Source organism: Cardinium endosymbiont of Sogatella furcifera (assembly GCF_003351905.1).
In the GTDB taxonomy this organism is placed as follows: Bacteria; Bacteroidota; Bacteroidia; order Cytophagales; family Amoebophilaceae; genus Cardinium.
The window spans coordinates 48,718-74,584 of sequence record NZ_CP022339.1 but is presented as its reverse complement, the minus strand read 5'-3'; the positions used below and the strand labels follow the sequence as shown (position 1 = coordinate 74,584).

23 protein-coding genes and 1 pseudogene are annotated in these 25,867 nt (G+C 34.5%); 16 read left to right on the top strand and 8 right to left on the bottom strand.

Annotated features, from left to right (window positions below):
* Window positions 1-8: 8 nt before the first annotated feature.
* On the bottom strand, window positions 9-1,235 hold the full coding sequence (locus CE557_RS00335) for an IS256 family transposase (RefSeq protein ID WP_162790027.1): 1,227 nt from the start codon (window positions 1,233-1,235) through the stop codon (window positions 9-11).
* Between the two features lie 62 nt (window positions 1,236-1,297).
* Here CE557_RS00335 and CE557_RS00330 point away from each other — a divergent pair, with 62 nt between their 5' ends.
* The 13 genes from CE557_RS00330 (at window position 1,298) to CE557_RS00270 (ending at window position 14,815) form a co-directional block, all read left to right on the top strand.
* Window positions 1,298-2,506, top strand: a complete 1,209-nt coding sequence (locus CE557_RS00330) for a type IV secretory system conjugative DNA transfer family protein (RefSeq protein ID WP_114909662.1) — start codon at window positions 1,298-1,300, stop codon at window positions 2,504-2,506.
* Between the two features lie 87 nt (window positions 2,507-2,593).
* The gene (locus CE557_RS05235) at window positions 2,594-3,964 is read left to right on the top strand and encodes an ankyrin repeat domain-containing RING finger protein (RefSeq protein ID WP_114909661.1); all 1,371 of its coding nucleotides are present in this window, start codon (window positions 2,594-2,596) and stop codon (window positions 3,962-3,964) included.
* 61 nt (window positions 3,965-4,025) lie between these two features.
* Window positions 4,026-4,547 (top strand): hypothetical protein, encoded by a 522-nt coding sequence (locus CE557_RS00320; protein WP_114909660.1) that lies wholly within the window; start codon window positions 4,026-4,028, stop codon window positions 4,545-4,547.
* 108 nt (window positions 4,548-4,655) lie between these two features.
* Window positions 4,656-7,172, top strand: a complete 2,517-nt coding sequence (locus CE557_RS00315; RefSeq protein WP_162789890.1) for a coiled-coil domain-containing protein — start codon at window positions 4,656-4,658, stop codon at window positions 7,170-7,172.
* A 131-nt stretch (window positions 7,173-7,303) separates the two neighbouring features.
* Window positions 7,304-7,546: a hypothetical protein gene (locus tag CE557_RS00310; protein WP_114909658.1), complete on the top strand. Its 243-nt coding sequence runs from the start codon at window positions 7,304-7,306 to the stop codon at window positions 7,544-7,546.
* 14 nt (window positions 7,547-7,560) lie between these two features.
* A complete protein-coding gene (locus CE557_RS00305) occupies window positions 7,561-7,884 on the top strand; it encodes a hypothetical protein (RefSeq protein WP_114909657.1) in 324 nt (107 codons plus the stop codon).
* On the top strand, window positions 7,862-10,309 hold the full coding sequence (locus CE557_RS00300; RefSeq protein ID WP_114909656.1) for a VirB4 family type IV secretion system protein: 2,448 nt from the start codon (window positions 7,862-7,864) through the stop codon (window positions 10,307-10,309). The genes CE557_RS00305 and CE557_RS00300 overlap by 23 nt, the downstream gene beginning before the upstream one ends.
* Window positions 10,260-11,111, top strand: a complete 852-nt coding sequence (locus CE557_RS00295; protein ID WP_223245902.1) for a hypothetical protein — start codon at window positions 10,260-10,262, stop codon at window positions 11,109-11,111. Before CE557_RS00300 ends, CE557_RS00295 begins: the two co-directional genes overlap by 50 nt.
* 84 nt (window positions 11,112-11,195) lie before the next feature.
* Window positions 11,196-11,858 carry a hypothetical protein gene (locus CE557_RS00290; RefSeq protein ID WP_191239813.1) on the top strand — a complete coding sequence of 221 codons (663 nt, stop codon included), beginning with the start codon at window positions 11,196-11,198 and terminating at the stop codon, window positions 11,856-11,858.
* Window positions 11,845-12,636, top strand: a complete 792-nt coding sequence (locus CE557_RS00285; protein ID WP_114909654.1) for a hypothetical protein — start codon at window positions 11,845-11,847, stop codon at window positions 12,634-12,636. The genes CE557_RS00290 and CE557_RS00285 overlap by 14 nt, the downstream gene beginning before the upstream one ends.
* 5 nt (window positions 12,637-12,641) lie before the next feature.
* Window positions 12,642-13,523, top strand: coding sequence for a conjugative transposon protein TraM (traM, locus tag CE557_RS00280; protein ID WP_114909653.1), 882 nt, complete (start codon window positions 12,642-12,644; stop codon window positions 13,521-13,523).
* Window positions 13,520-14,434 carry a hypothetical protein gene (locus CE557_RS00275; protein ID WP_114909652.1) on the top strand — a complete coding sequence of 305 codons (915 nt, stop codon included), beginning with the start codon at window positions 13,520-13,522 and terminating at the stop codon, window positions 14,432-14,434. Before traM ends, CE557_RS00275 begins: the two co-directional genes overlap by 4 nt.
* A gap of 6 nt (window positions 14,435-14,440) precedes the next feature.
* A complete protein-coding gene (locus CE557_RS00270) occupies window positions 14,441-14,815 on the top strand; it encodes a hypothetical protein (RefSeq protein WP_162789889.1) in 375 nt (124 codons plus the stop codon).
* Between the two features lie 2 nt (window positions 14,816-14,817).
* Here the strand turns inward: CE557_RS00270 and CE557_RS00265 are convergent, their stop codons facing one another.
* The 3 genes from CE557_RS00265 to CE557_RS00255 form a co-directional block, all read right to left on the bottom strand.
* Complete coding sequence (locus CE557_RS00265; RefSeq protein WP_114909650.1) at window positions 14,818-15,777, bottom strand: Rpn family recombination-promoting nuclease/putative transposase; 960 nt, start codon at window positions 15,775-15,777, stop codon at window positions 14,818-14,820.
* A gap of 360 nt (window positions 15,778-16,137) precedes the next feature.
* Window positions 16,138-16,944 carry a Tn3 family transposase gene (locus CE557_RS00260; protein ID WP_114909649.1) on the bottom strand — a complete coding sequence of 269 codons (807 nt, stop codon included), beginning with the start codon at window positions 16,942-16,944 and terminating at the stop codon, window positions 16,138-16,140.
* 56 nt (window positions 16,945-17,000) lie between these two features.
* Complete coding sequence (locus tag CE557_RS00255) at window positions 17,001-17,579, bottom strand: recombinase family protein (protein WP_114909648.1); 579 nt, start codon at window positions 17,577-17,579, stop codon at window positions 17,001-17,003.
* 1,030 nt (window positions 17,580-18,609) lie between these two features.
* Here CE557_RS00255 and CE557_RS00240 point away from each other — a divergent pair.
* The 3 genes from CE557_RS00240 to CE557_RS00230 all read left to right on the top strand — a co-directional run bounded on the left by CE557_RS00240 (window position 18,610) and on the right by CE557_RS00230 (window position 21,102).
* A complete protein-coding gene (locus tag CE557_RS00240; RefSeq protein ID WP_162789888.1) occupies window positions 18,610-19,377 on the top strand; it encodes a hypothetical protein in 768 nt (255 codons plus the stop codon).
* 65 nt (window positions 19,378-19,442) lie between these two features.
* Window positions 19,443-20,195, top strand: a complete 753-nt coding sequence (locus CE557_RS00235) for an SMI1/KNR4 family protein (protein ID WP_114909646.1) — start codon at window positions 19,443-19,445, stop codon at window positions 20,193-20,195.
* A 379-nt stretch (window positions 20,196-20,574) separates the two neighbouring features.
* Window positions 20,575-21,102 (top strand): HAD family hydrolase, encoded by a 528-nt coding sequence (locus CE557_RS00230; RefSeq protein WP_114909645.1) that lies wholly within the window; start codon window positions 20,575-20,577, stop codon window positions 21,100-21,102.
* A 148-nt stretch (window positions 21,103-21,250) separates the two neighbouring features.
* On the opposite strand, the gene CE557_RS00225 is transcribed toward CE557_RS00230, so the two are convergent.
* The 4 genes and pseudogenes from CE557_RS00225 to tyrS form a co-directional block, all read right to left on the bottom strand.
* Window positions 21,251-21,889, bottom strand: a complete 639-nt coding sequence (locus tag CE557_RS00225) for an HD domain-containing protein (protein ID WP_114909644.1) — start codon at window positions 21,887-21,889, stop codon at window positions 21,251-21,253.
* A 110-nt stretch (window positions 21,890-21,999) separates the two neighbouring features.
* Entirely contained in the window at window positions 22,000-23,226 is a 1,227-nt protein-coding gene (locus CE557_RS00220) for an IS256 family transposase (protein ID WP_162790027.1), read from the bottom strand.
* 83 nt (window positions 23,227-23,309) lie between these two features.
* Window positions 23,310-24,530 (bottom strand): annotated as a pseudogene (locus CE557_RS00215) (YifB family Mg chelatase-like AAA ATPase); the annotation flags it as partial.
* 11 nt (window positions 24,531-24,541) lie between these two features.
* The gene (gene tyrS / locus CE557_RS00210) at window positions 24,542-25,831 is read right to left on the bottom strand and encodes a tyrosine--tRNA ligase (protein WP_114909642.1); all 1,290 of its coding nucleotides are present in this window, start codon (window positions 25,829-25,831) and stop codon (window positions 24,542-24,544) included.
* Between the last annotated feature and the right edge of the window lie 36 nt (window positions 25,832-25,867).

Sequence of the window (25,867 nt, the reverse complement as noted above, 5' to 3'; positions counted from 1 at the left end):
TTCGGGCTTCACGTCAACTCAGATTTGACTCTTCCAGGAAAAAAGATGTCTATCTGAGATATGGTCAGTGCCCAGTTTCTGAGCGGCATAGTCCATTTATCCTCCATCTTCTTGATAGCGCAATATACTGATTTATACAAAGCATTGACACTGGTAAATGCCCCTTTTGTTTTGGTAAACTGTCTAATTTGTCTATGGAGGCTTTCTATTGGATTGGTCGTATAAATTAGCCTTCTGACAGGATCTGAATATTTAAAGTAACCAGACAAATGCTCCCAGTTGTTTTGCCAAGATTTGATAACCATTGGATACTTTTCTCCCCATTTTTCTTCTAATTCCAATAGATAATGTTCTGCAACTTCCTTATTTGAAGCTTGATATACTTGCTTTAAATCAGTTAAAAAACGTTTTACATCTTTGCTAGCTACATACTTGATGGAATTGCGTATCTGGTGTACTACACAGACCTGCACCTGTGCATTGGGAAAAGCGTTATTAATGGCTGCAGGGAAGCTTTTTAGTCCATCAACACAGGCAATAAGGATATCTTCTACACCCCTTGCCTTAAGCTCGTTGAGTACACCTAACCAGAAATTAGCTCCCTCACTTTCAGATAAATAGAAGCCTAACACTTCTTTTTTACCCTCTTGATCTATGCCTAATAAGGTATACAGACATTTACTTACACATTTCCCATCTTCTTTAACCTTAAAAAACATACCATCCATAAAAACTATGGGGTAGACCGATTGAAGAGGACGGTTACGCCATTCATTTATTACTGGCAATAAGCTATCTGTAATAGCCGATATTTCAGCAGCTGATACTTTATGATCATAGATTTCTTCAATATGAGCGGCTATAGACTTATAGCTCATACCACTAGAAAACATGCTTAAAATCTTGGTTTCCAGTTCAGGATGAAGATTTGTTTGACGCTTTTTAACTATTTGTGGATCGAAACTACCTGTTCTATCTCTAGGGGTTACCAAGTCAAAGGAACCAGAGCTTGTACGAAAAGTTTTACAACTTTTACCATTCCTTCGATTATTTACTATCCTCTCACTAGACAAATGATGGGCCATCTCACCTTCTAGACTCGCCTCTAGAAGCTTTTTTATCAGAGGGGTTAATGCCCCACCTTTGCCTGTCAATGGCTTACCTAAACGGATAGAGGACAAAATGTTTTCCTCCAAATCTTTATAATCTACTAAACCAACGTAATCATTGTTCATATGCTCTTCCATGTCTAAAAACCTTTAGTCGTTAATTATTTAATTTATAACTCTTTTAGGAATTGACACAGTTCATCGAACACTTCCATTACCCAGAAAAGGACAGGAAAAATGTTTCGTTTAATACGATTAATTTTACAAATCTTAACAAGAGTATTCGTATCAATCCTATTGATCCTATATACATATCAGATAGATCCTATTTAGAGGAATATGTGACTGTATTATTAAAAAATCTTAATCCTGGAGGGAAAGATGATTTTTGGTATTTAAGTACTAAATCCCTTCTAAAAGGCATTATCGTTTACTCATCCAATCAGGCAAAGAGTTGTTGTACGTTGCCGCATGTAGTAACGTTAGCTACTAAGCCTAAAATATTAAGTATCATAGAACAAGACTCAGAAGCCTATTCCTATGCTAGGTCAATATTTGATGCTTATAAAGGCGGAGATAAATCATCAGGTCAGTTAATAGGTATTATAGCAAGTTTTAAAACAAGCTTACAACCTTTAATTGATAAGAACTTATTTTGGGTCTTGAGTAAAAATGAAGTACAACTAACTATCAACGATAATATTGCTCCAACCATACTCTGTATAGGCAATTTCCCACCTGCTAAATCAGCTTTCAGTCCAGTTATATCTTTACTGATTACCATATGTTTTAAATCTATGTATGGCCATAATAGAACGAAGAGTTTTGTGGCTATAGATGAGCTACCTACCTTATACATCCCAGGTCTTGCAGAAGTTCCAGCTACGGCTAGAAAATACGGTATTAGTACCATTTCTTGTATACAATCGAATGCCCAATTAGAAGATACCTATGGCAGTATAGGTGCTAAAAAGATACAAGGTACCCTAAGTAATCAATTTATGGGCAACTGTGGTGTGGAGTCTTCTAGATATGCCAGTTCTATATTTGGTAAGGAAGAACACATGATCAAGTCTACAAGTTCCTCAGAAACTTGTCACAGTAACACTCAAGGTCACCATACTACGCATGGTGAAAATATTACTATACATGAACAAGAGTTGATAAAACCTAATGAGTTTTCAGGTTTTGATGTAGGATTTTTTGCTGGGAAAGTAGTAGAAAGTGATAATGTCTTTTTTCAAGAACAGTTCAAAGAAGTATCGTCTTATGACAAAAACTTTAAAAATGAGTTGTTAAAAGATTTACCAGATGTTAAAAGGGTTGGTAATGAAGATATTATAGATAATCAAAGGAAAATAGAAGAAGAGATAGAGTTGATTTTTGGATCTAGATAGATATCTTATTTTTTTAGTTAAAAATTTTTGTATATTTTAAAATAATTTCATATATTTTTGCTATATTTATAAATATAGAAAAAATATATGAAATTATCATTATGTTATTTATATTTTTTAGCTTGTAGCTGTTTAGCTACTACTTGTGAAAAAACGGAAGTCAAGCCAAAGGTTGAATATAATCAGCTGAATCAAAAGAAAGATTTTTCTAAAAATGGCAAGAAAGATTCTAAAAAGGATCCAGGTATCAGTGAAATAGATAATAAATATCTTCCTGTTGTATGTGAATCTGATCCGAAAAAAGGACAAATAAAACCAGAGGATGTTAATAAAGTCAATAGTACAGGATACACGCCTTTATTAAAGGCTGTTATGAAAAACGATCTAGTTATGGCAAAAGAACTATTGCTATTAGGGGCGGATCCGAATATAGCTAGGGGAGAAGATACTCCTATTAGTTGGGCAGTGCATAATAAAAACAAAGATATGGTTACTTTATTACTCTTTCATGGAGCGGATGTAATATTTAGAAAAGATGGAAAATCAGATATTTTAGTTTCTTTTGAGTTGGATAACGACCAAGAAATGCTTGATATAGTTCTGTGTCATTTTACTGATAAAGATAAGAAAGATTCAGTTGGTTTGTCTCCTATCCATTGGGCTTGTAGGGATGGTCACTTAAATGTAGTAAAGCATATTTTAGAGAAATATCCATCTATTGTTCATAATGCAGATAATCCTTATAAGTTCACGCCGATTCATTGGGCTGCTAGAAGAGGATTTAAAGAAATAGTTGAACTACTTATTGCTACAGGTGCCAGTAAAACAGATACGAGCAAAAGCGGATTTACACCTTTGATGTTGGCCATATCTAATAAACATGAGGAATTAAAAGATATTCTTTCTCCAGATGGTTATTCGTTATATCCGGATTTAGTAAAAGAAGATTGGAATTGTAGTATTTGTCTTGGTAGCTTCAATGTTGAGGAAGATAAGGTATGGACGGTTATCCCACTGGAGTGTGGTCATAAATTTCATCTCACGTGTATTACTGATTATGTATCTAGAAAACATGTAGTAAACCATCTTATCAAAATTCCTTGTCCTTATTGCCGTGATAACTTGTCATTTGAGATGTCAGGCCTTTTATTCGGGTTTAGTCATATCAAACGTGATGAAAAAATATGCGACCTAGAACTAGGTAAGTTGGTACATGGTTTATTTGTAGGTGATAAAATTGATTTAGTTACACAAATACTATTAGACCTTATTCGTCAAGGTGCTAGAGTTAATAGGCTAATACCTGGTGGAACGTCTCCTATAGATAAGGCACATGATTCTGATCTTAAGTCCATTCTATCAGAAGCTGGTGGTATTAGTTCAGTTACAGACGATATTCAGCCTGCGTTTGGATTGTCAGGAAGTAAAATTAAAGAAAAGATTTTATTTGGTCGGTAGTTAGATCCGATAGGATATCATTCAAAGCTATAGAGATTATTGCATTTAATTTAACATTGTCATGTTTAAACAAAAAATAATCATAAGTCTGGTTACTTTTTTAGGTTTGACTTTTAGTGTATTTGGTAAACCGAATAGGGTTTATGTCTTGCAAAGACCTATTCATACACATGGTTGTCATGGGATAGAAGTCAATTATGGGGTTTCGCATAAAATGCATGGGGTTTCTGCAGGCTATGCATATCATATTAATGAAATATGGCATATGAAATTATCTGGTGGTTTTTATAACAAAAATCTATTGACGGTATACAATACTTACCACTATAATTTGTTCAACCATTACGAATCTACCTTTCTGAATTTTTTAGTAGGATGTCAAGGGAGCTATAAATTCCACCATGCTTGTTGGGAGCATTGTGCTAAACGTTTCAATATAGGCGCCCAATTAGGTTTAGAGTTGGAAAAATATATCACGGATTACTTGCTGTTGATATTACTAGCAGAGACGCCTATTTCTTTTTTGGATAAAAATGATGTGTTTAATTATCGATTTTCGGCAGGATTACGTATTACCTTTTAAAAAATGGCTATTGATCTAACCGAAACAGTAATGTAGCAAGTAGTTTTACTATGTGTCATTAACCCAGTATAACGAATATATGGTTAATTAATGAAAATGAGAACTAAAATGAGAAAAATAGCATCCCCATTATTTATTGCTGCTTCTTTATTTTTTTGGTCTTGTACAGTAGCCTTTAGACAGCAATTTGCCGACGAAATCATTTGGATACCAAAGCATGAATATGCCTTGTTGCCAGAAAAAGGTGTAGCACCTGTTTTAGCGGAGAAAGTCCCTGTAATCTTGAGTATTAAGTTTGACGACACATGGAATAACGATAAATCCAATAAACCTAAATCTCCACATAGATATGAAAAATGGAATGTTAATCCAGAAGTGATCCAATTTCGTATTAAGGGCATTAGGGTTGAAGGTGGTGAAGGAAAATTGTTCAAGCGTGTTGAAATAGATGGCAACGCTTCTATAGGTGAGCCCTTTAAAGTGGGTAGCATAGTCCAACATGGTGATACGTTTCTATACTATGTTCCTAATGAAAAAGACATTTGTCATACACATAAGGTCAGTATTGATGCTATTATATTGACTTGTGATTTTAACAGAGAAGGAGGAGATCCTATAACCTGTTCGCTAAGGTTAGATGAGCCTCCCTATGATTTAAAGGCTGGTACAAATGTCAAGGTTGCTTATGTAGAAGACAAAGAAGGTACACCTATTAATATTAATATCAGTTCATCCAACGTATTAGCATCGTGTCAAAAATACCGATTGGTTAAATGGTGTGTGACAGATGGCCAGGGAACTATGTATGTAGATACAGGCAGATGCAAAAAACCAATATGTAGCAATGAACCAATTAAATTTGGTAGCAATACACTATTTTACGCTCCAAAACCTGGTAGTGACGGAAATCATACTATTCATTTAACAGTAGGCAATACTAAAGGTGATACCACACAAGACTATTCTTTTTCTGTTAAAGTTCAAGATCATAGAATTGAAAACTTTACAGCAGAACTTTCTATAGTCTCAGGAGAAATACCTTTGTTACCGTTTAAAGATAGGGTATGTAAACTTAAGATCAGGCCATTAAGCGATGCAGGTAAAGTGCTTAAATACCATATTAAGGCCATTAAGCTGAATGGAGGTAAGTTCATTTTAGGTAAGGATTCCATAAAAGAAGGAACACCCCTAACAGTAGGGGTCAATACACTAATGTTAAATCCATTTGGTTATGTTGGTGATTTAACGTCCTCTATCACCATAGTAAATGATAAGGGAGATGAACGCGAAGTAACGCTTAAACATCCATTTATTGTTAAAGATCCATCTTTTAAAGTAGTGGGTAGTTTAGAAGGTAGTGTTGAGAATGGTATCGATAACAGACATATCAACTTAAAGGTTATTGCTCCTTTTAATACTACAAGTGATAAGTTTATTTTGTCAAATTATCGTCTATCAGGCGGTATAGAAGGTGATTTACTAAAAATAACAGGAGAGCATGTTGAACCAGGTGGTATGCTATCAGTAGGCGATAGTGCGTTTAAATTTAGGTTAGGTGAACTAGATACGTTTATGGATAAGATTGATGGTGCACCAAGGATTTATTTTGACATTACCTATCCAGATGGCACAAATCATGAAACAGAACCTGTAGATCTATCTATTTTCTTATTTGAAGCATTAGCCTCTAAATTAAATTCATTGGGTAATGATGGAAAAGAGTTATACAAGCCTTTAGTTGAAGATTACAGTATACCTTCAGCACCAGCTTTGCAAAATTTAAAAAACATAGAACCAGCTTGGTATGATCGTCAGTCTAACCTACATAATTTGCTAGTCTATATGCAGTGTGATACGACTGTTTCTCCTCAAGTAACAGATACACTTTCTAGTCTACAGACACTTAAAAAAAATACAAAGGACAAGGTTAATAAAAGAATATTGACTACTCAGTTGTTCAACCGTTGGTATGATGAAATGAATAGTATCCCTAATAATCAGGATCCAGATGATTGTCAAGCTAGAACAAAAATTCTAGAGGAAGAGATAGAGCGTTTTTCTAATGTATTTGAAGAATGTGTAGAAATGACAGGCATAGAAGACATTCATACAGATTTAGTAAAGGTTAAAGAACGAGTTGAAGAACTCAAAAGAGAAATAATTCAAAAATATGCTGAAAAATATAAAAAAGAAGCAGAATACAAAGATTTTCAAAGAGAAACTAGGCAGGCTATAGATAATGAGCAGAGAGATAGGAAATCTGACATGAAACGTTTAGAAAGAGAGATAGAAGAACTCTGTGAGAGTAGGGATGATATAGAATATAAGATAAAAAGCCATGATGGAGATATTGCAAGGTTAAATAGCTTAATGGATGAGTTAAGTAGGGTTAATAGTAGTCTTAGAGCTAAGTGCAGTAGCTTACAGAAAGAATTAGATATAATAAATACTGAAAGAGCTTTGAAAAAAGAAAGACAGTATTATGATCATCTAGATGATCAAGCAAATAGCTTATCCTGTAAAATTTTGCATCCTAGTATAGCCTCATTTTCAAAAGCAGAATTACCTAAACAGTTATCTAAGATTCGTTCTTTAGAAAAAAAATTCATGGATTTACATAAATAATACACTGAATATGAATATTTTTTTAACTTATAAATCATAAAAAATAACAAACTAATTCTTATCCCATTAGCTTGTTTAGTAAAAACCAATATCCTTACACAGTAAGGATACAATATTAAAATAGAAGAAAAATGATATTACTGGACATAACAGGCGCCCTAGAAGGCTGGATTACAAGTGGCTACCAGTTGTTAACCTTGGTAGCCAAGCTATTAGGTGTAGTAGGCGCTTTTAGATTGGCCTATTTGTATAATACTGGCAGGGACAGAGGCATGATCTTTCATGAATTACTACACTGGGTAACTGCCATTGTATTTTTTTCATCGATTGGCCCTTTGTATGATATGGTTGCCAATTTTTTTAGAATCGGATAAATTATAGGTTTCCCATGCAAAAATTAGTCAATAGCCCCTACTTAAAAGAAAAAGGCTTTTTAGGTCCTTTTTCATTATCAGAAGCCTTAGTGGCGTTAGGCGTTTGCTGCCTGACCTATATGGTCTCTTGCTACTGTGAAGACTGGTTACACTACAACCGCATGTGGACCATCTCTTTAACAAGCCTAATGGTTATTATCTCCTTTTTGGTAAAAATATTGCTGAAAAATAGTAATCCTACCTGGTTATCAAGTCTTTTTGCTTATCATTTTTTGCATGTACCGATAGATAATTTTAGGCTAAAATTTAAGATCAATGCTTTTCTCAAAAAAAGATAAGAAAGAAGACTTACATAGAGTTCTACCATTTGTAGATTTTCATGAAGATATGGCTATTGCTGCAGATGGGACTATTTCTGTTCCATTTAAAGCATCTTTATCCTTTCAGGAACAGTATACCGAGCAACAGTATATAGGTTGGACGGCTACCCTATCTAATAGCATGAAAGAACTACCATGTAACAGTCTGATGCAACAAGTAGATATATATTACCCAGACCAATGGCATAACCCATCTGTAAATATAAATGATTTTTTTGCACAAAAACAGTTCGAACATGCAGAAGGTCGCCCTATACTGCGCCATGAATCCTATATCATCCTTTCCTTTCCTGGTTTTTATAAAGATTATACGCCACTGTCTACTTTTTATTCTAGTGATGAGACCAAGAGCTTTAGCAAAAATACATTTGCTAATCTAGAAAATAGATTAACAATAGCTAAAAAAGATGCTGCCCAATTTCGTCAAAGTGTATCTACCCATCTTCCCTTAACCCCTCTTACTGCTAGTGAATTCTCTCGCCTGGTACATAGATGCTTATCCTTAAACTTTAAAGATCCTAAAGGCACCTTATATGGTGGTTTAGTTAAAGATAAAGAATATGTACAGGTGGCTAACAGAAAAGCCCAAGTAATATCTTTAATAGAGAGCGCTGCTCAGCCTAGTTATACAGTGCTGGATAAGTTTGGCCATAATGGAGGAGTTTGTGCCCCTTTAACAGAGGGATTTGGGCGTAGTCTAAACTTTCCGCATGTTATTTCTAGGGTTATTCGTATGATCGACTCTGAAGCATTCTTAAAAAAACATTTTAATTCATTTGCCTGGAGTGAGGCTACTAAAATCGATGAACGAAAGCTGCAAAACATCAGACATATACGTAGTGAAATGGCCGAGTTTGAACAAACCCTTCTCCAGCGTAACGAACCCATTGTTTATTTATCTTTTTTAGTGATACCCTTTGGTATAACTGATTTGGAAACTCTTAATAACTATAGTGCTCAAGTATTAGCTGCTTTTTCAAGTATAGGCATGAGGGGTTACTTAGAAACCATAGATACCGCTAACTTATTTTGTACTGTTTTACCAGGTAATGGCAATCAAGTCTATAGGCGTATACCTATTCCTTTGTTAACAGCAGTTGCCCATATGAATAGTGCCACTCCCTTTACAGGATATAAAGAGGGTGTTTTGCTAGCCAATAGATATAGAGAACCGATCTATTTCAACCCGTTTAATACCGATTTAGATAATCAAAATGCATTTATTTTCGGTCCTTCTGGCTCTGGAAAATCCTTTTTTAATGGCAAAATGATTAAAGATCGATTTGAAGCAGGCCATATAGTGATTGTTATTGACAGTGGTGGCACCTATCGCCATTTATTTGAAGCTTTAGGAGGGAAATATATTGAACTCAGTGCAGAAAAATCTTTATCCTTAAATCCTTTTTTATTCCCAGCTGATGAATCAGGTAGCTACCTGCCAGATAGCAGTAAAATTATATTTCTAGTTCAACTGATTGGCAAAATGTGGAAGGGAGATTTGAATGAAAATCCCATGAGTGAAGTAGAAACATCTTTACTCTCTCAGTGGATTAGTGATTATTATAGAGATTTACCAAAAGCGGTCATCCCTACTTTAACAGGATTTTATAACTACCTAAAAGAACTAGTTCAAGCTAATGGGAAAGATATAATTGATCTTAAAAAGGAACAGTTGTTCCCTTTTCAGGAATTTTTTATTGTGTTAAAGCCATTTGCGCATGGTATCCATAAAGATCACTTTAACTCCCTGGAACAAGACTACCTATTAGACCATAGATTAGTCTGTTTTGAACTAGAAGCGATTAAAGGCAATAGCAAACTCTATCCATTGGTAGTACAGATTCTATTTGACTTTGCTTTTGAGATGGTATCTAAACATCCAGATGCCATCAAGTTTATAGATATCGAAGAAGGTTGGACCACCTTAGATGATGCATCTAGAGAGCATATAGAAGCCTTTTACCGAAAAGGCAGAAAAACAAAAACCTCTATTCGCATCATCACCCAAGACATCGGGGAGATCAAATCATCTAAGATCGCCAGTGCCATTAAAAACAATGCAGCTACCTTTATCCTGTTATATAATGAAAAAGCATGTAGCAGAGAAGAAATAGGTGATTTCTTAGGTATGAATGCGTTAGACATGCAAAAGTATGCCAGTCTGCGCAGACACAATGGCCCAGTCGGTTTTAGGGAAATCTTTATTAAAGAGATGGGACAAAGCCATGTGTGGCTAGTAGAACCCTCTCTTTGGGAACATGCTATGCTTACCTCTCATCCATCAGAAAGAAACCAACTTGCTGCATTGGCTAAAAAACATGAAAACATAGAAGATGGCATTGCAGAATGGGTGTACCATACTAAACAAAAATATTATGTCTAGTCATTTTCAAGGTATTTTATCATCTTCAGCTAATCTAGAAGCACAAAACCTAATGGTAAATATCACCATTGGCAAGATGGTTGGATTAGCTAAGTTATTACTATTGCCTTTCTTGTTGGTACGTTTAATGGTCTATTATTTTCAGTATCATTTAAGCACTGTCGAGTTATTAAAATCCTGTTATACCAGTCTATTAACACTAACTGTTACCTTTCTGCTTTTACAGTTCTACTTGGATATTTTTCATATGCTAGACAAATTAACCGCTTTGATTATGAATGGGTTTGATTGGCACGATCTAGTTAAACCTGATAGTTTCGAAAGTATAAAAGATCCTGAAATAAGTATCTGGCAGCTAATTAAAAATGGTTTTTCGAATTTAACTACTAAAGCTTTAAAATCGATATCTCGCATAATGGGTTTAACCACTACTATATTTCGTCATCAGGCGATCCTATTTACCTTACAAGTAGGTCCTTTGGCCATTGCTGCTAGCCTCTTACCAGTAAATTTTAGTGGGATAGTTAATTACTGGCTCAATATGCTGATTTCCTTTCTAATGTGGGGGGTGACCATTGATTTATTAGACTATTCATTGATTTCTTTGGAGTTTAATAATGCAGATGGTATCGGCGCTGCTATCGCTACTTGCTTGATGTATGCTATGGTAGGTCCGCTTACCTCCCTATATATAGGCAATACAGTAGGAAATAGCCTTTTTGCGATAGGAGAAGCAAAGACGAGTCAGTTTATGGCTTATGGAGTTAGTAGTTTACAAAAGTTGAGAAAACAAAATGAATAGTGACTAGACAATATATTAATCCTTACTGTGTAAGGACTTGGTTTGGCAAGCTAATGGGAAAGAATACTATGAACACAATACAATATGTTAGATAATAAAGATTATCAGTCATCAACCGTTCAATCGATTCATAAGCTAAACAGCTATCATTACAGGAATATCATTAACCTACTACGATTTTTAGTCGTTTTTCTTTTGGTATCCTTAGGTGGTTTGTCTGCTTTTTTAGGCTATTTGGTATTTAAACAGAACAGAAGTGATTTGGTCTATTTTGCTACCCTTGAAGGGACCCATGTGGGTATAAGAAAAGAGAATCCAACTAATAACAGCAGAGAATCGTTTGAAGTAGAAAACTTTTCCATGCGTTTTATACAAGATGGTTTTGCCCATAGTGAAAACAATTATCAGGAAAACATTGAAAGAGCCTTGACGGTCATGAATAATGCTTCTAGAGTCACCTTAAAAAAACTCTTTTCTGATGATAGTTTGTTTCAAGTATATAAAGAATCGAATGGGGTAACAACAATTACGGTTAAACGCATCGTCACTGATACATTATCCCACCCATATAAAGCAGAGGTCTACTTTCAAACAGATTTAAAATTTTTAACTGGACAAGGGAAAGTCAAAACCCATAGTTACCATCAAGGCATTGCACTAGAAATGCAATCGACAGCTAGATGTAGTAACAATCCTTATGGTTTAATGATTACCGATCTAACCTTTTTAAATCATGAAGAAAAGTAGCCTTTTAGCATTTTTGATCTCTTATTTTCCTGTTTTTGCATTGGATATCAAGGTTTCAGATCAATATCCAACTTTGTTGGAACTCAGTGGTACCATTGAGAAGATTTCTTTTGGCAATGGAGACCAAGAATATGTCTCCAAAGAAGAAGGTAGGTTTTTAGAAATAAAGGCCAAACATCCTGGGACCAGTAAAACCACTATTACGGTCTTTTATTTATCCAACGAAGGCAAAAAAAATGAAAAGGTTGATGTATTTTATGGAACCGTTAGTTATGATGCAGGTATACAGCCAATGTATGATCTTACCCAGCATAAAGTTAAAAACATAGAAGAAGCAGAGAAATGGGACACCGATGAACCTTTAACCGACCCTTTAACAGAAGCTATAGAATATGTATCTCAGGAACAGCCAAATGTTAAACGTTTTCATCAGACTAAACAAAAGGTAAGTTGTTTTTTGAGTAATGCAGTAAGCACAGGAGAAGAGATTGTTTTAAAGTTTATGTTGAGAAATAGCTCTCCTTATAACTATAAGGTAGGAAGCGTATATTTTGTAGGCAACAACAAAGACAAAACCGCTATTCCTATTAAACTAAAACCTAAACGAATGGTAGTAGCACCTGGAGATATCATACCTATGATTTTCGTTATCAAACACAAGGTAGAAAAATCAGGTATAATCGTTCGTTTTGAAGAGAAAAAAGGGCGTAGAGATTTAAGTTTGAACCTACCTAATAGATTATTATTAAGTATACCATGTTTGGTTAAAGAACCTTAATTTCTATGGATAAGAAGCAATTAGGTTTTGGACTCGCTGGATTGTTGGTTTTTACTTGGGTGGTGCTCAGAGATGTGCGCAAAACAAAAAGTTGGCATGATTTTTTTGTAGCCCCTCCACCTAAAACTTGTAAGCTACTCGAAAAAGCAGAACCCTTGTCGATTACTAAAGAAACCAATCAAAGAATTAAAGGTGTTGGTGGCATGAAATCGGAAAAGGTAGGCTGCTCTTTGTTTGAAAATATGGCTAAAAATATCAGTAAAGATGTATCAACAGTTGAACAAGAGTCTGGTGTATCAGAATCGGTTAAAGAAGCCGAACCAGTTACCATTAAACCTAAAAAGGTAATTCAAAACGTTAAAAAGATAGTTTTTACTCCAAAACAGGAAAAAAACTACTTTCCAGTAGCCTTTGAAAGAAAAGGCAGAAAAAGGAATATTAAGGTAAAAAACAGCTTTGCTGCAGGATATGTCTATGGCACGCAGGAACTCAAACATGGCAGAAGTATTAAAATACGTGTCAAAGAAGCTTTTGTTTATAAAGGTCAAGAAATACCAAAAGGTGCGTTTTTATACGGAATCGTTGCTTTTGGAAAAGAGAGAATTCTAGCTAAATTAGAAACAGCTGAATTTGGTAAAAATGTTATTCCGGTTGCTATTGGTTTATATGATTCAGATTACATGATTGGACTATTAGTAGAAAATTTACATCCTTTCATTGATCAAGCGCAAAACAAATTGCTCAGTAGAGCAGCTAGTAGTAGCAGTAATTCTTGGATCAGAGAGATCAGCAAAGTAGTAGTAGATGGTATTAAATCTGTTAAAAATGAACAAAAAATAACTATAGATAATAGAAGAAAGGTGTTCCTTAAACCAATAGAAAAATGAATAAGTGTAAAAAATATGGTCTAGTTTGGTTATGCCTGTTCATTCCTGTAACTTCTTCAGCAAGTATAGGATCTTCTATCAAATCAGGATTAAACAAAATCCTACCTAACGGATTAAAGAAGTGGATACCTGGTCTATCTCCAGAAGAAAAAACAGCTCAGTTAATGGAAGAGCAAGTAGGTACCTCTAGTAATGTTTTAGCACAAATGAAGGATGCGGCTGATAGTATGAGAAAACTAAAAAAGAGTGTAGAAGAGGCTAATTCTATTAAAAATCAAGGTAAATCATTATTCAAAGATCTATCTGATGCGAAATATGGTAAAGTAGCCCTGGGTATATCAGAAAAAATAAGTGGCATTAGTTTGAATCCAAGTGACTATATTCCTAGTTTAGATTGTACTAGAGAGCTTAAAAGATATTGTTCTTTTTCCTGTTACAGAGAAAAATATCTATTAGGTAAAGTAGATTCTTTTACGGGTAGAAGTAGTAATTTCCTAAGCACAAAGCCACCAAAAAGCTTAAATTCCCTTTGCTCAGATATTCAAAGAGAGTTGCGTAGATCAGATCAGATAAAGATTGCCTCTAAAGAGGCCAATAATAGACTGATTCCAGTCTACAAAGAACAGATCAAAAATCTAGAGATTCAAAATAAAAAAATAGATAAAACGCTATCTAATCCTAATTTTTACAAAAATGATCCAGTAAAATACTTTCAACTAGAAAGTATTAAAAACAAAAACATCTTAGATATGGGAGAACTTGTAGAACGTATCAATAGACTGCAAGTGGAATCGGAAGAGGTGTCTAAAAAAGATAAAGAAGCTATTGCAGAGCTATATAGTGAAAAGCTAAACAATGATCTAATACAGCATATCGTTAAAAGTAAAATCAAAAGAAATAGTAAATTTTAAATGAAGATGAGTAAAAAATATAAACTAGAAGAAGTGAAGGAGTTTGTTTATAACCCTTTTTTTAATTACAGGTCAGAGGTAGAATTCGATGAGTTTTTCATAGATGAACTATCAAATAAAGCTAAGAATATCATAAAATATTTAATGTGTAAACATTCATTTAAAGAAGAAAAATTATTATTTAAGCTCAATGAGTTTAATAGGTTTATGATATACATCAATATGAAATATCCATGCGATGGGATAGCAGAACTATGCTCCAAAAAGGTATTAGCCAAAACCAAAGATCCAGATCTATATTGGGTGAATAATGATTTCTTTAGAACTGGAATCTTTCAACCAAGATACATGGAATGTATAGAAGAAGATAGATATAAATAGATCTATACAAGATCCTGAATACGAGAAGAAGGTAAACCAGTAAGAGCAATAATATCCCCTATAGGGTAGCCACGTAAAAGCATGGACTTCGCAAACTCTAAATTCCTTTCTTCTTTACCCTCTAGCTTACCCTCTAGCTTACCTTTTTCTTGCCCTATTTGGATACCTTTTTCTTCTCCTATTCGAATACCCTCTTCCCTATATTTTTGTGCTATAGTTCTCATAATATCTTCTGTATCTTGACTAGGTAGATGCTTCGTGATAATATTTTCTAAAATAGCTTGCCGATCTTCAGGTAATTTACTATCACTATACCATAAAAAGCTTCTTATGTAAATATAAGCTTTTTCTTTATCTAGGACAATACATGATTTAAAGTTTTCTAAAAATTCATCCCATAACTTGATCATATCACGGGTATGTATATATTTCATGAAATATTCCATCATGCCTAGATGCGCCTTCTTTTTGATTTCATCATCTGGCATAGCATACAAATCTACTAGTTGATAATCACCGCCCATAAACTCTTTAGCAAGGCTAGGTTCACTAAATAATTCCCATAAATTTCTTGGGACGTTAAAAGACCTGTTACCGTGATAGAGCACTATTGGTATTACTAAAGGTAACTTTGATTTTTCCTTTGTTTTATGCCTTTCTAGTAAGAGAAAGATGTATTTCCATAACTTAAATGCCGTCCAATACTTAGGACTCACTTCAACTTCTACTAAGGCATATACAAAAGCCTTATCATTATTTTTAGTCTTGATAGAGAATACTAAGTCACTGAATTTTTGCTTTAAATTGTTCTCTACATACGATTCTTTTTCTACCTTAAGCGTGTTTAGATCTAACAATGATTTACACGATTCTGGTAAATAATGGCTAAGAAATTCACGGGCAGCTATTGGATCAGATAGGATTTTTTTTGCTAAGCTGTCGTGCTTTAGTCTTTCTGTCATAAAGATAACTTACTAAAAAGTATTAAATAGTTGGAAAAACAATCTGTAATAATTACTTAAATGTATTTATAAGTACAAATATAATATATTTAAATTCTTTTACATTACAAATAAATATTTATTTTAGTTTCTATTAGAAATTTCTATTTTTTACTAAAAAAGTCTCATATTATGTAGAAATATCCTGATAAATGGAGCAACATAACGTTTATTTACAATAGATTTTGATTAGTTCCCTAGTTACACACTTTCTCTATCAATTTTCTCCAAAATTGCATCTAATATCCAACTATGTCTAGATTTTTTTATGTGATAAGGGTACTAGGCAAAATCGTTCGTAAATACATGCTAAGGCTTTTTTTATTTAACCAGGTTTTTATTTATGACATATTCTCCGTATAGCAGAATATTATCCCATCCGATAGGGCTAATGTGCTCTAATAATTTCAAATTTATTTTTTCAGCTTTAGGATTACATTCCTCTATTACGCGTTTAATTTCTCTGGCTTGCCAATAGATAATGCAAGCTAAAATCAATGTTAAGCAACTACATGTATTTTTCTGTTCTTGAAAATCACGTGCTTTTATTTTACCTCTTTTACCGTAGGCTACTTCTCTAGCAAGTTGATGTATTTGTTCACCTTTGAGTAACCCACGCCGTCGCTTTTTTCGTAGTAATGGATCAGACATATAAAGTAAAATATTCTCAGTTTTAATAATCCTCCCAAGCTCACGATTGGCACGATAGAAATGGTTTTTACTATTAAATGATAACAATCTTTTCAATGCCATTGATGCTGTAGCATGACCTTGCTCAAGGGAAGCATAAAATTGTCCCATCCGGTCCCATTGTTCAGTAATCCAATCAATATGAATCCTATGGTCACCAGATGAGAGCATTGGTGCTAAACTAGCATAGTCTTTTTTTTCATCAATTTTATAAATTTTTTGATGCTGTACACCTCTGATACGAGGTGAAAATGTTCGGCCTAATAAAGCGAAAGCTGCAAAATTAATTTCTGTATAACCATGTGTGTCTGTGTAATGCTCTTCTAGATCTAAATCAGTTTCATTATAGAGTAAGCCATCTAATATGGGTGGCCTCAGAAAAGGGAAAATAAAGCACGTTAAGGAAATGGTAATGTTCTTATCGGCCTTAACCCTCACTAAATGTGGTACAGATTAAAATTTAAAACCTAAAACTAAATCTTTAGCAAATAATTTTATTTATTATCAGACATATTAACATATCGATAAAAGCTTGCTCTGGAAATTTTTAATGTTTTACAGATGTCGTTAATGGACATGCCATGATCCTTGTGCATGTTTTTGGCCATTAATACCTTAGGATCTGTAAAAGATACTTTTTTTCGGCCACCTTTTTTACCACGCGCTCTTGCTGCTGCTAATCCTGCGCGTGTTCGCTCCTGTATAAGACGACGTTCAAACTGCGCTAGAGAAGAAAAGATGTTAAAGATTAATTCACCTGAAGCAGTTATGGTATCAATAGCTCCGTCACACAAAGATCTAAATCCAATTCCTTTTTGACATAAGTCTTCGATAAGACCAACCAAATGAGGCATAGATCTTCCCAGCCTATCTAAGCGCCAAACTAATAGGGTATCACCAGCAGTTAAACTTTCTAAGCATTTTTTTAAACCTGGACGTTCTGATTTAGCCCCTGAGATTTTGTCTATAAAAATCATATTTGTTGCACAACCTGCTTTTTCCAGCGCATCAACTTGCAGAAGAACCTCCTGATCTTGGGTGCTAACCCTTACATATCCGACTAACTTTGCCATACTTTCTCAAATATCCTAAAAATAATGAATTTTTAGCATTTTGTTTTTTAAGATGCCAATATGATATAGTTAATGAATTATTTTAAGAGGCTATTGCAGGTATCTCATAAAACGACCGTTTAATGAGACAACTAGACGTATCTAGTTTCAGGGTTTAGAATCTTGTTCACGGGTGGAGAATAAATGTAGGGTTTAAATCGAAACCGTAACTTTCTGTCTATTCGCTCCCGCTGGTCCTATCAAACAGCATCTAGATTTTAATCGACATGACCTTAATGCAAAAGTAATGGTTACACTATTCTCATTTTTTGGGGAACTTGAACGAGATTTTATCAGATTAAGAACAAAAGAAGCAAATGGAATTAAACTTAGTAAACCCCAAAGGAACACTCCAAAAAAGTCAGTTTGATGTGGATCGAGAGAAAATTATAGAATTAACGTGAGTTTTGGATTAGATTGTTTTTTTAATTTGAAAATCAATTGTAAAATATTTAATAAAATTTATTTTGTATATAGTCTAATAAAAGATACTGATATATAAATTATTCTGGTTATCATATTTTTATGTTGTAGATTACTTAATAAAATCAAGTAAAATAGCTGATTTTTTAGTAAAAATATCAATAACATACCATATTAAAATTCCTGTAAATCAATTAGATAAGTCCAAAACTCACGTAATTACTTAGTTTAGGCCTTTCCGTTAGAAAAATCGCTAAATTCTTCAATTATAAAAATCATATTTCCCTAAACACATACATTAAAAAAAGAAAATTAATTGAGAAGAAATTATGAATTATATAGAAATATAAAATCATTGATAGTCAAATGATTATAGGAAAATTGGTAAGGGAAAATAAAAACCATTTATATCCTAAATTGGTTGATTAACAATATATTTATAAGAAAAATCAGACAAACCGGGCTTTTAGTCAAATGACCACTAAATGGTCGGTTTTTTAATAAATCTTAAAGGTCTATTGCAACGGTCTCAGTTAGTTTGTATATTTTAGTGAAAAATGTAAATAAAATGTCTATGACGTCACGAAGTAAATTAATATTACTATATACCGGTTTATTTTTACAATCTTGTAGCTCTTTTGGAGCGAAGAAGTTAAATATTCACCTTGAAAGAGAAGATCTATTAAGAGAAAATCTATTAGAAAGAAGAGAAAGAAACATTCAAGAAGGCGATCCTATTACAGTAAGAGAAGAGAATCAGCCAATGATCCATGAGGTAAGAGGGAAACTTGGAAGATTACGTAATGACGGTTTTTTAGATCATCACATTGATTTTACTGATATGAAAGAACATTTCATGTTTGTGTTTTCTAATTGGCTCAGATGTAAACAAAGTAGGGATATGTCCGTTGAGCAAAAAATAGCATATTTTCATCAGCTTAGAGATGGAGAAGGTTTGATACATCCACGTTTATTTTGGAATCTTAGATACAACAGGGAAAATGATACGGCAGAATTTCAGATCACAGGTCTTTATATACAAGGTATTGATGAAATATGGAGAGCCAATTTAAATAGATCAGGAAGAACAGGTGGTGCTCCTTATTTCGATTTTGGAACAGGAGAGGAAAGGATAGACATAGACCACTTGGTTAGAAACAATCATGTGACAATTGAATTACCGCAAAGCTTTCATAACTATAAAACTAGATTTATAGACAGTCTTACAAATATACCTAAGAGAACTGTGGATAGGGACCCTCAGCCTTACTGGATGGCCAGAGCGAGAGCTAGCGGATATGTACCTAGACCAGTTGGGCGTCCTCCTAGATTATAGACTCATAAAATTAATAGGAAATGAGTTTATAGATGAATTAATAATAATATTATAACTTTTATATCATGAATTCTATAAAAATTTACTCTATGTTTAATATAAATAATGTATGTGTTTTATTATCCATGTGTTTAACACATTTAGGGTGTATGTCACACTATCGCAATCAAATGGATGAAGGAAAAGGCGATGAGTTAGGTGTTCAATCTACTTCTAGAATGGAAGGTATCTCTAGTGTATCTGAAGGTGATAGTATACAGTTGGATAAAAAAGTAAAAAAATTCTTGGAAAAAGAAGATTTTGAAGTAGGGTTACCTATAACTAATATAGAAATAGCTTCTGTAATTACAGAATTAGGTAGGAGTGTAGATATGTTCCCAATTGATAGTATAGATAAAGAGTATATATCATTTTTAAATAAATACGGATCTATAGATGGTGGAGGGTTCGATGTACGTGGACCTGATATATATACTAGTGATAAAGTTAAGCGTATGTTATCAATCCAACGCGGATTTGAAAATCGTTGTAAAATGCATCAAATGAAGGCATCACAAATAAAATCATGTTGGCTGATAGCAGGAATAGATCAAGGTGACGAATATTACATCAATTTGTCTAAGACAAATAAACATTATGTATATTCTATCAGCCCTGATGGAAAATCTAAAATTTTTGCTAAAGATTTTTTAGAGTTTTTAGATAAATTCTTTGAAGCTTATGAAAGAAAATCTGAGGAAAAATCCTACGAAGAAGATCTTTATGAAAAAGAAGAAGATGTAGAATCGAAAGAGTTCCATAGTATGTATGAAAAATGAGATAGTTTTTCTGATCAAACCCCATCCATAAATATGGGTTATACTTAAAAAATAACCTTCATGGGGGGCTTTTGTTTTAAGAGTTTGAGGGTAAATAAATATAAAATCTAAAAAATATTTACACGACATCTAAAACAAAAGCCCCAGTACGAATAATGCATTCATCCCGTAATCTTAAGCCTTGTACTTGAAATACATGGTGAATTAACTTGCTTTTTAATAAATATTTTTTGGAAATTGCATAATCTTATTCATTAGTGAGAATATCCGAAGATGTTTATGTGTTTATAAAAAAATTAAAAATTATCCTATCATGAAAAAGTATTTAGTTGCTTTACCTATTATCATATCTTGAAGTCAGTTTAGTAATAAGTCTAATATGGGCCCTGAGAAAGGACAAAGTAACGAAGAGTCAGTTGCTAGCAGTATAAGATCAGAATCTTTAAATAAAGATCGAAATGTAAAAGAAGATCCAGTTTTAGTATGTTTTGATGTTGATGGTACTATTCTTGATAAGAATGGTAATTTTATTGATCGTGAAGGGCTAAAAAATTTGATAGATAATTTATTAGAACATGGTCATAAAGTTGCTATTACTACTCTTAGCACCATATATGATGAACTATTACTAAAACAAATAGGACTAACTGAAGATCAGATAAAAGGTATACCTATAATGGCGTATTCTGATCCGAAAACCACAGGTGGTGGTAATAAAAAAAGACATATACAAGAAGCTATGCAATCAACTAATGTAAAAGATGTCAAGCGTATTATACTAGTAGATGATGATGGAAACCAAATCATAAGAGCAAAATTTATTGGTGCTACGGGAGTCCAAGCAGGGTACGAAGGATTCTCTTGGTCTAAAGTGCAAAAAGCAGTAGATAAGCTAAATCAAAAATAGTCATTTAGTCGAACAAGTTGGCTCTTTCTCTTTAAAAAAAGGGTAGTCAATATTTAATCTTATATATACTATATTTTTGATTTATAACCATCAGTTTGGTCTTTTGAAGAGAACACAATATTTTCAAAAGACCACCAATCGTTTAATATCATAAAGGATCAGCATTTAAAATCTGATTACATATATTTTCCATTTCTGATACCCAGGTTAAAACATTATTTTTTTTAGACCATGGAATGTAAAACTCCATAGTATCTTTTGCTATTCTTTTTTGGTCTTCTAGTTTTCTTGCAGCTATAGTTCTTAGATTATGCAGTCTATCAGCTAGTTTAATATGAACGACACGGATGTCCTTACAATGATTCAATATATTTTGATTATCAGACTTATCTAATTTCCATCGAAACCCATAAGTATTATAATGCGTAACCATGTCTACTATATAAGCCACTTCCATTCCATATAGTAATTCTATTTGCTCTAATGTAACGGTTGTATCCTCTACTACATCATGTAATAGAGCAGCCAAAATGGTGTCATCGTCTTTTGTAGCCTCTAATACAATCTTAGCTACCCCCATAGGATGGGTATAATAAGGATCACCTGACTTACGTATAACACTTCCATGCGCTTTCTTAATAAACTGAATGGTTTCTTTTACCTTTTGTTCAGTTAAAGTTGTGCTGCTTACCAGTAAACCAATGAGCTCTTGTTCTTGAGCTAAACTTTTATCCGTTTCTGCTACCTTATTAGATAAGTCATCGGTATGGTATCGTTTAAATTGCATAACTTTTTTACCATCAATAGGTAATATGTAGAGACAGGTTAAACCAGTTTCTGTTTCTATGGTTTCTATATATCCTGGAAGTGTTCAATTAACTGTGTCAGTTTCGGGCTTCACGTCAACTCAGATTTGACTCTTCCAGGAAAAAAGATGTCTATCTGAGATATGGTCAGTGCCCAGTTTCTGAGCGGCATAGTCCATTTATCCTCCATCTTCTTGATAGCGCAATATACTGATTTATACAAAGCATTGACACTGGTAAATGCCCCTTTTGTTTTGGTAAACTGTCTAATTTGTCTATGGAGGCTTTCTATTGGATTGGTCGTATAAATTAGCCTTCTGACAGGATCTGAATATTTAAAGTAACCAGACAAATGCTCCCAGTTGTTTTGCCAAGATTTGATAACCATTGGATACTTTTCTCCCCATTTTTCTTCTAATTCCAATAGATAATGTTCTGCAACTTCCTTATTTGAAGCTTGATATACTTGCTTTAAATCAGTTAAAAAACGTTTTACATCTTTGCTAGCTACATACTTGATGGAATTGCGTATCTGGTGTACTACACAGACCTGCACCTGTGCATTGGGAAAAGCGTTATTAATGGCTGCAGGGAAGCTTTTTAGTCCATCAACACAGGCAATAAGGATATCTTCTACACCCCTTGCCTTAAGCTCGTTGAGTACACCTAACCAGAAATTAGCTCCCTCACTTTCAGATAAATAGAAGCCTAACACTTCTTTTTTACCCTCTTGATCTATGCCTAATAAGGTATACAGACATTTACTTACACATTTCCCATCTTCTTTAACCTTAAAAAACATACCATCCATAAAAACTATGGGGTAGACCGATTGAAGAGGACGGTTACGCCATTCATTTATTACTGGCAATAAGCTATCTGTAATAGCCGATATTTCAGCAGCTGATACTTTATGATCATAGATTTCTTCAATATGAGCGGCTATAGACTTATAGCTCATACCACTAGAAAACATGCTTAAAATCTTGGTTTCCAGTTCAGGATGAAGATTTGTTTGACGCTTTTTAACTATTTGTGGATCGAAACTACCTGTTCTATCTCTAGGGGTTACCAAGTCAAAGGAACCAGAGCTTGTACGAAAAGTTTTACAACTTTTACCATTCCTTCGATTATTTACTATCCTCTCACTAGACAAATGATGGGCCATCTCACCTTCTAGACTCGCCTCTAGAAGCTTTTTTATCAGAGGGGTTAATGCCCCACCTTTGCCTGTCAATGGCTTACCTAAACGGATAGAGGACAAAATGTTTTCCTCCAAATCTTTATAATCTACTAAACCAACGTAATCATTGTTCATATGCTCTTCCATGTCTAAAAACCTTTAGTCGTTAATTATTTAATTTATAACTCTTTTAGGAATTGACACAGTTCATCGAACACTTCCATTTTTTTCGCAGCTGTCAACTCTTCAAATAAGATAGGTACGACCTCTACATGTAGATCAATCCTATCTAACAATGGCCCACTGATCTTATTGAGATAACGCTGCACATGCACCGTACTACACACACATTCTTTTTCAGGATGGTTGTAATACCCACAAGGACAAGGGTTCATGCTTGCAATAAGCATAAAGTTAGCAGGAAATTCAATCGAAAATTTAGCCCTTGAAATCACTACTTTACCATCTTCTAACGGTTGACGCATGACTTCCAATACACTCCGTTTAAATTCTGGTAATTCATCTAAGAAAAGAACACCATGATGGGCCAAAGAAATCTCACCCGGCTGGGGAAAAGCCCCTCCTCCTACCAACGCTACATCACTAATCGTATGGTGAGGCGCTCGAAAAGGTCTTGTGGATAATAAGCCATATTGACTATCCATACGACCAATGATAGAATAGATTTTCGTGGTTTCTAGGGTCTCAGCTAAAGTAAAAGGGGGTAAAATAGAGGGCAACCGTTTGGCCAACATGGTTTTTCCTGCACCAGGCGGCCCAATCATAATAACATTATGACCACCAGCTGCTGCAATTTCCAAGGCCCTTTTGATATTGGCTTGCCCCTGTACATCTGCAAAATCTACTGCATATGTATCTGATTGCGCTTCAAATAGTGTACGGGTATCTACTTCTATTGGATGAATGGTACGTTCGCCTGACAAGAATTCAATCGCTTCTGTAATATGATTGACCGTGATGACCTCTATTTTACGCACAATACCCGCCTCTGGCCCATTCTTTTCTGGCACAATCATTCCCTTAAATGCATGCTTATGGGCCTCAATAGCAATCGGCAATACACCTTTTACGGGTCTTAGGGCGCCATCCAAAGCCAATTCGCCCATAATAACATAAGCAGACAGCTGGGACAAATTATATTGTTCTGAGGCATGTAAAATAGATAAAGCAATCGGCAAGTCATAAGAAGCGCCCTCCTTGCGTATATCGGCTGGCGCAAGGTTTACAATTACACGCTGCCGAGGCATCGTGCATTTAATCTGTTTTAATACCGACTCTATTCGGTGCTGACTCTCTTTAATGGCACTATCTGGCAGCCCTACCATAAATAGGCTGGTCCCACTCACAATGCTTACCTCTATGGATATAATAAAAGCATTTACACCATATACCGCACTGCTGAAAGACCTAGTGATCATTTTTTAAAAAATTATTGAACAACAATAAGGTAATAATTTTTTTTACCTTTTTGCACCAATAGATATCGATTATGTAACAAAGTAAAATCGGGTTTTTGGTAAGGGTCGGTGATTAATACCTTATTGAGCTTTATACCACGTGCAGCGATCATGCGTCTGGCTTCTGACTTAGAAGGCATAATAAGGTTTTCTGTAGCTACCGATAATAAAGAGACTATATTGTCCACTGCGCTTAAGGCAATGCTTGTGATGTAGACCTTAGGTATAGTGGCACAGACATGCAGTAAATCATCTTCAGTGAGTACATAGAGGGCATCTACTGAATCGGTATAGTCAAAAAGAATATTGCTGCAGACCATAGCCTGCCTACAAGCCTCCTCTGAATGGACCATAGTGGTTACAAGTTTAGCTAATGTTTGCTGCAACAGTCGCGTTTCAGGTTTGGCTTGATGAGCCACAATAAGCGCGTCTATCTCCTCTTGTTTGCAACAAGAAAATATTTTAATCAATTTTTCTACTTCATGATCGCCCGCATTCAATAAAAACTGATACATTGCATAAGGGGAGGTTTGCGCTGGATCTAGCCATATATTGCTACCAGAGGCTGTCTTCCCAAACTTTGTTCCATCTGAGCGGGTCAGCAAGGGAGCAGTTATAGCAAAAGCTTGACATTGCGCTTTTTTACGAATCAGCTCTACACCTGTAGTTAAATTGCCCCATTGATCAGAGCCACCCATCTGTAGGGTTACACCTTTATGTAGATAGAGGTAATAGAAATCATACCCCTGTAACAGCTGATAGGCAAATTCAGTATAAGAAATACCCGTTTCTATACGTTGTTTCACACTATCCTTGGCCATCATATACCCAATAGGTATGTGCTTGCCTACCTCACGCAAAAAACCCAGAAAAGAAATGTCTTTAAACCAATCAAAATTATTTAATACAACTGCCTTGTTGGGTCCAGGAGAGAAATCTAAAAACTTTTCCAACTGTTTGGCAATAGCCGCTTCATTGTAGCGCAATATTTCTTCTGTTAAAAACAGACGTTCTTGACTACGCCCAGAGGGATCTCCAATCATACCTGTAGCACCACCTACTAGCGCAATCGGCTTATGACCCGCCTCTTGAAAGTGCTTTAACAACATAATGGCCACCAAATTGCCAAGGTGTAAAGAAGGCGCAGAAGGATCAAAACCCACATATCCTGTAGCCATACCCCTTCCTAGATGTTCCGCTGTACCTGGAACCATATCATGGACCATACCGCGCCATTGTAAGCTGGTAATAAAATTTTTCATAGAATCAAACAATAAACAATTTCAAGATAGGTAATC

Bases quoted from the DNA above. Each gene is read 5' to 3' on its own strand.
- CE557_RS00285 (WP_114909654.1), top strand. From the start codon at position 11,845: ATGAAGAAAAGTAGCCTTTTAGCATTTTTGATCTCTTATTTTCCTGTT.
- CE557_RS00255 (WP_114909648.1), bottom strand. From the start codon at position 17,579: ATGGCAAAGTTAGTCGGATATGTAAGGGTTAGCACCCAAGATCAGGAG.
- CE557_RS00295 (WP_223245902.1), top strand. From the start codon at position 10,260: ATGGCATTGCAGAATGGGTGTACCATACTAAACAAAAATATTATGTCT.
- CE557_RS00335 (WP_162790027.1), bottom strand. From the start codon at position 1,235: ATGAACAATGATTACGTTGGTTTAGTAGATTATAAAGATTTGGAGGAA.
- CE557_RS00305 (WP_114909657.1), top strand. From the start codon at position 7,561: ATGCAAAAATTAGTCAATAGCCCCTACTTAAAAGAAAAAGGCTTTTTA.
- CE557_RS00320 (WP_114909660.1), top strand. From the start codon at position 4,026: ATGTTTAAACAAAAAATAATCATAAGTCTGGTTACTTTTTTAGGTTTG.
- CE557_RS00235 (WP_114909646.1), top strand. From the start codon at position 19,443: ATGAATTCTATAAAAATTTACTCTATGTTTAATATAAATAATGTATGT.
- CE557_RS00275 (WP_114909652.1), top strand. From the start codon at position 13,520: ATGAATAAGTGTAAAAAATATGGTCTAGTTTGGTTATGCCTGTTCATT.
- CE557_RS00230 (WP_114909645.1), top strand. From the start codon at position 20,575: ATGGGCCCTGAGAAAGGACAAAGTAACGAAGAGTCAGTTGCTAGCAGT.
- CE557_RS05235 (WP_114909661.1), top strand. From the start codon at position 2,594: ATGAAATTATCATTATGTTATTTATATTTTTTAGCTTGTAGCTGTTTA.
- CE557_RS00270 (WP_162789889.1), top strand. From the start codon at position 14,441: ATGAGTAAAAAATATAAACTAGAAGAAGTGAAGGAGTTTGTTTATAAC.
- CE557_RS00290 (WP_191239813.1), top strand. From the start codon at position 11,196: ATGTTAGATAATAAAGATTATCAGTCATCAACCGTTCAATCGATTCAT.
- CE557_RS00300 (WP_114909656.1), top strand. From the start codon at position 7,862: ATGCTTTTCTCAAAAAAAGATAAGAAAGAAGACTTACATAGAGTTCTA.
- CE557_RS00310 (WP_114909658.1), top strand. From the start codon at position 7,304: ATGATATTACTGGACATAACAGGCGCCCTAGAAGGCTGGATTACAAGT.
- CE557_RS00220 (WP_162790027.1), bottom strand. From the start codon at position 23,226: ATGAACAATGATTACGTTGGTTTAGTAGATTATAAAGATTTGGAGGAA.
- tyrS (WP_114909642.1), bottom strand. From the start codon at position 25,831: ATGAAAAATTTTATTACCAGCTTACAATGGCGCGGTATGGTCCATGAT.
- CE557_RS00240 (WP_162789888.1), top strand. From the start codon at position 18,610: ATGTCTATGACGTCACGAAGTAAATTAATATTACTATATACCGGTTTA.
- CE557_RS00225 (WP_114909644.1), bottom strand. From the start codon at position 21,889: ATGCAATTTAAACGATACCATACCGATGACTTATCTAATAAGGTAGCA.
- CE557_RS00265 (WP_114909650.1), bottom strand. From the start codon at position 15,777: ATGACAGAAAGACTAAAGCACGACAGCTTAGCAAAAAAAATCCTATCT.
- traM (WP_114909653.1), top strand. From the start codon at position 12,642: ATGGATAAGAAGCAATTAGGTTTTGGACTCGCTGGATTGTTGGTTTTT.
- CE557_RS00315 (WP_162789890.1), top strand. From the start codon at position 4,656: ATGAGAAAAATAGCATCCCCATTATTTATTGCTGCTTCTTTATTTTTT.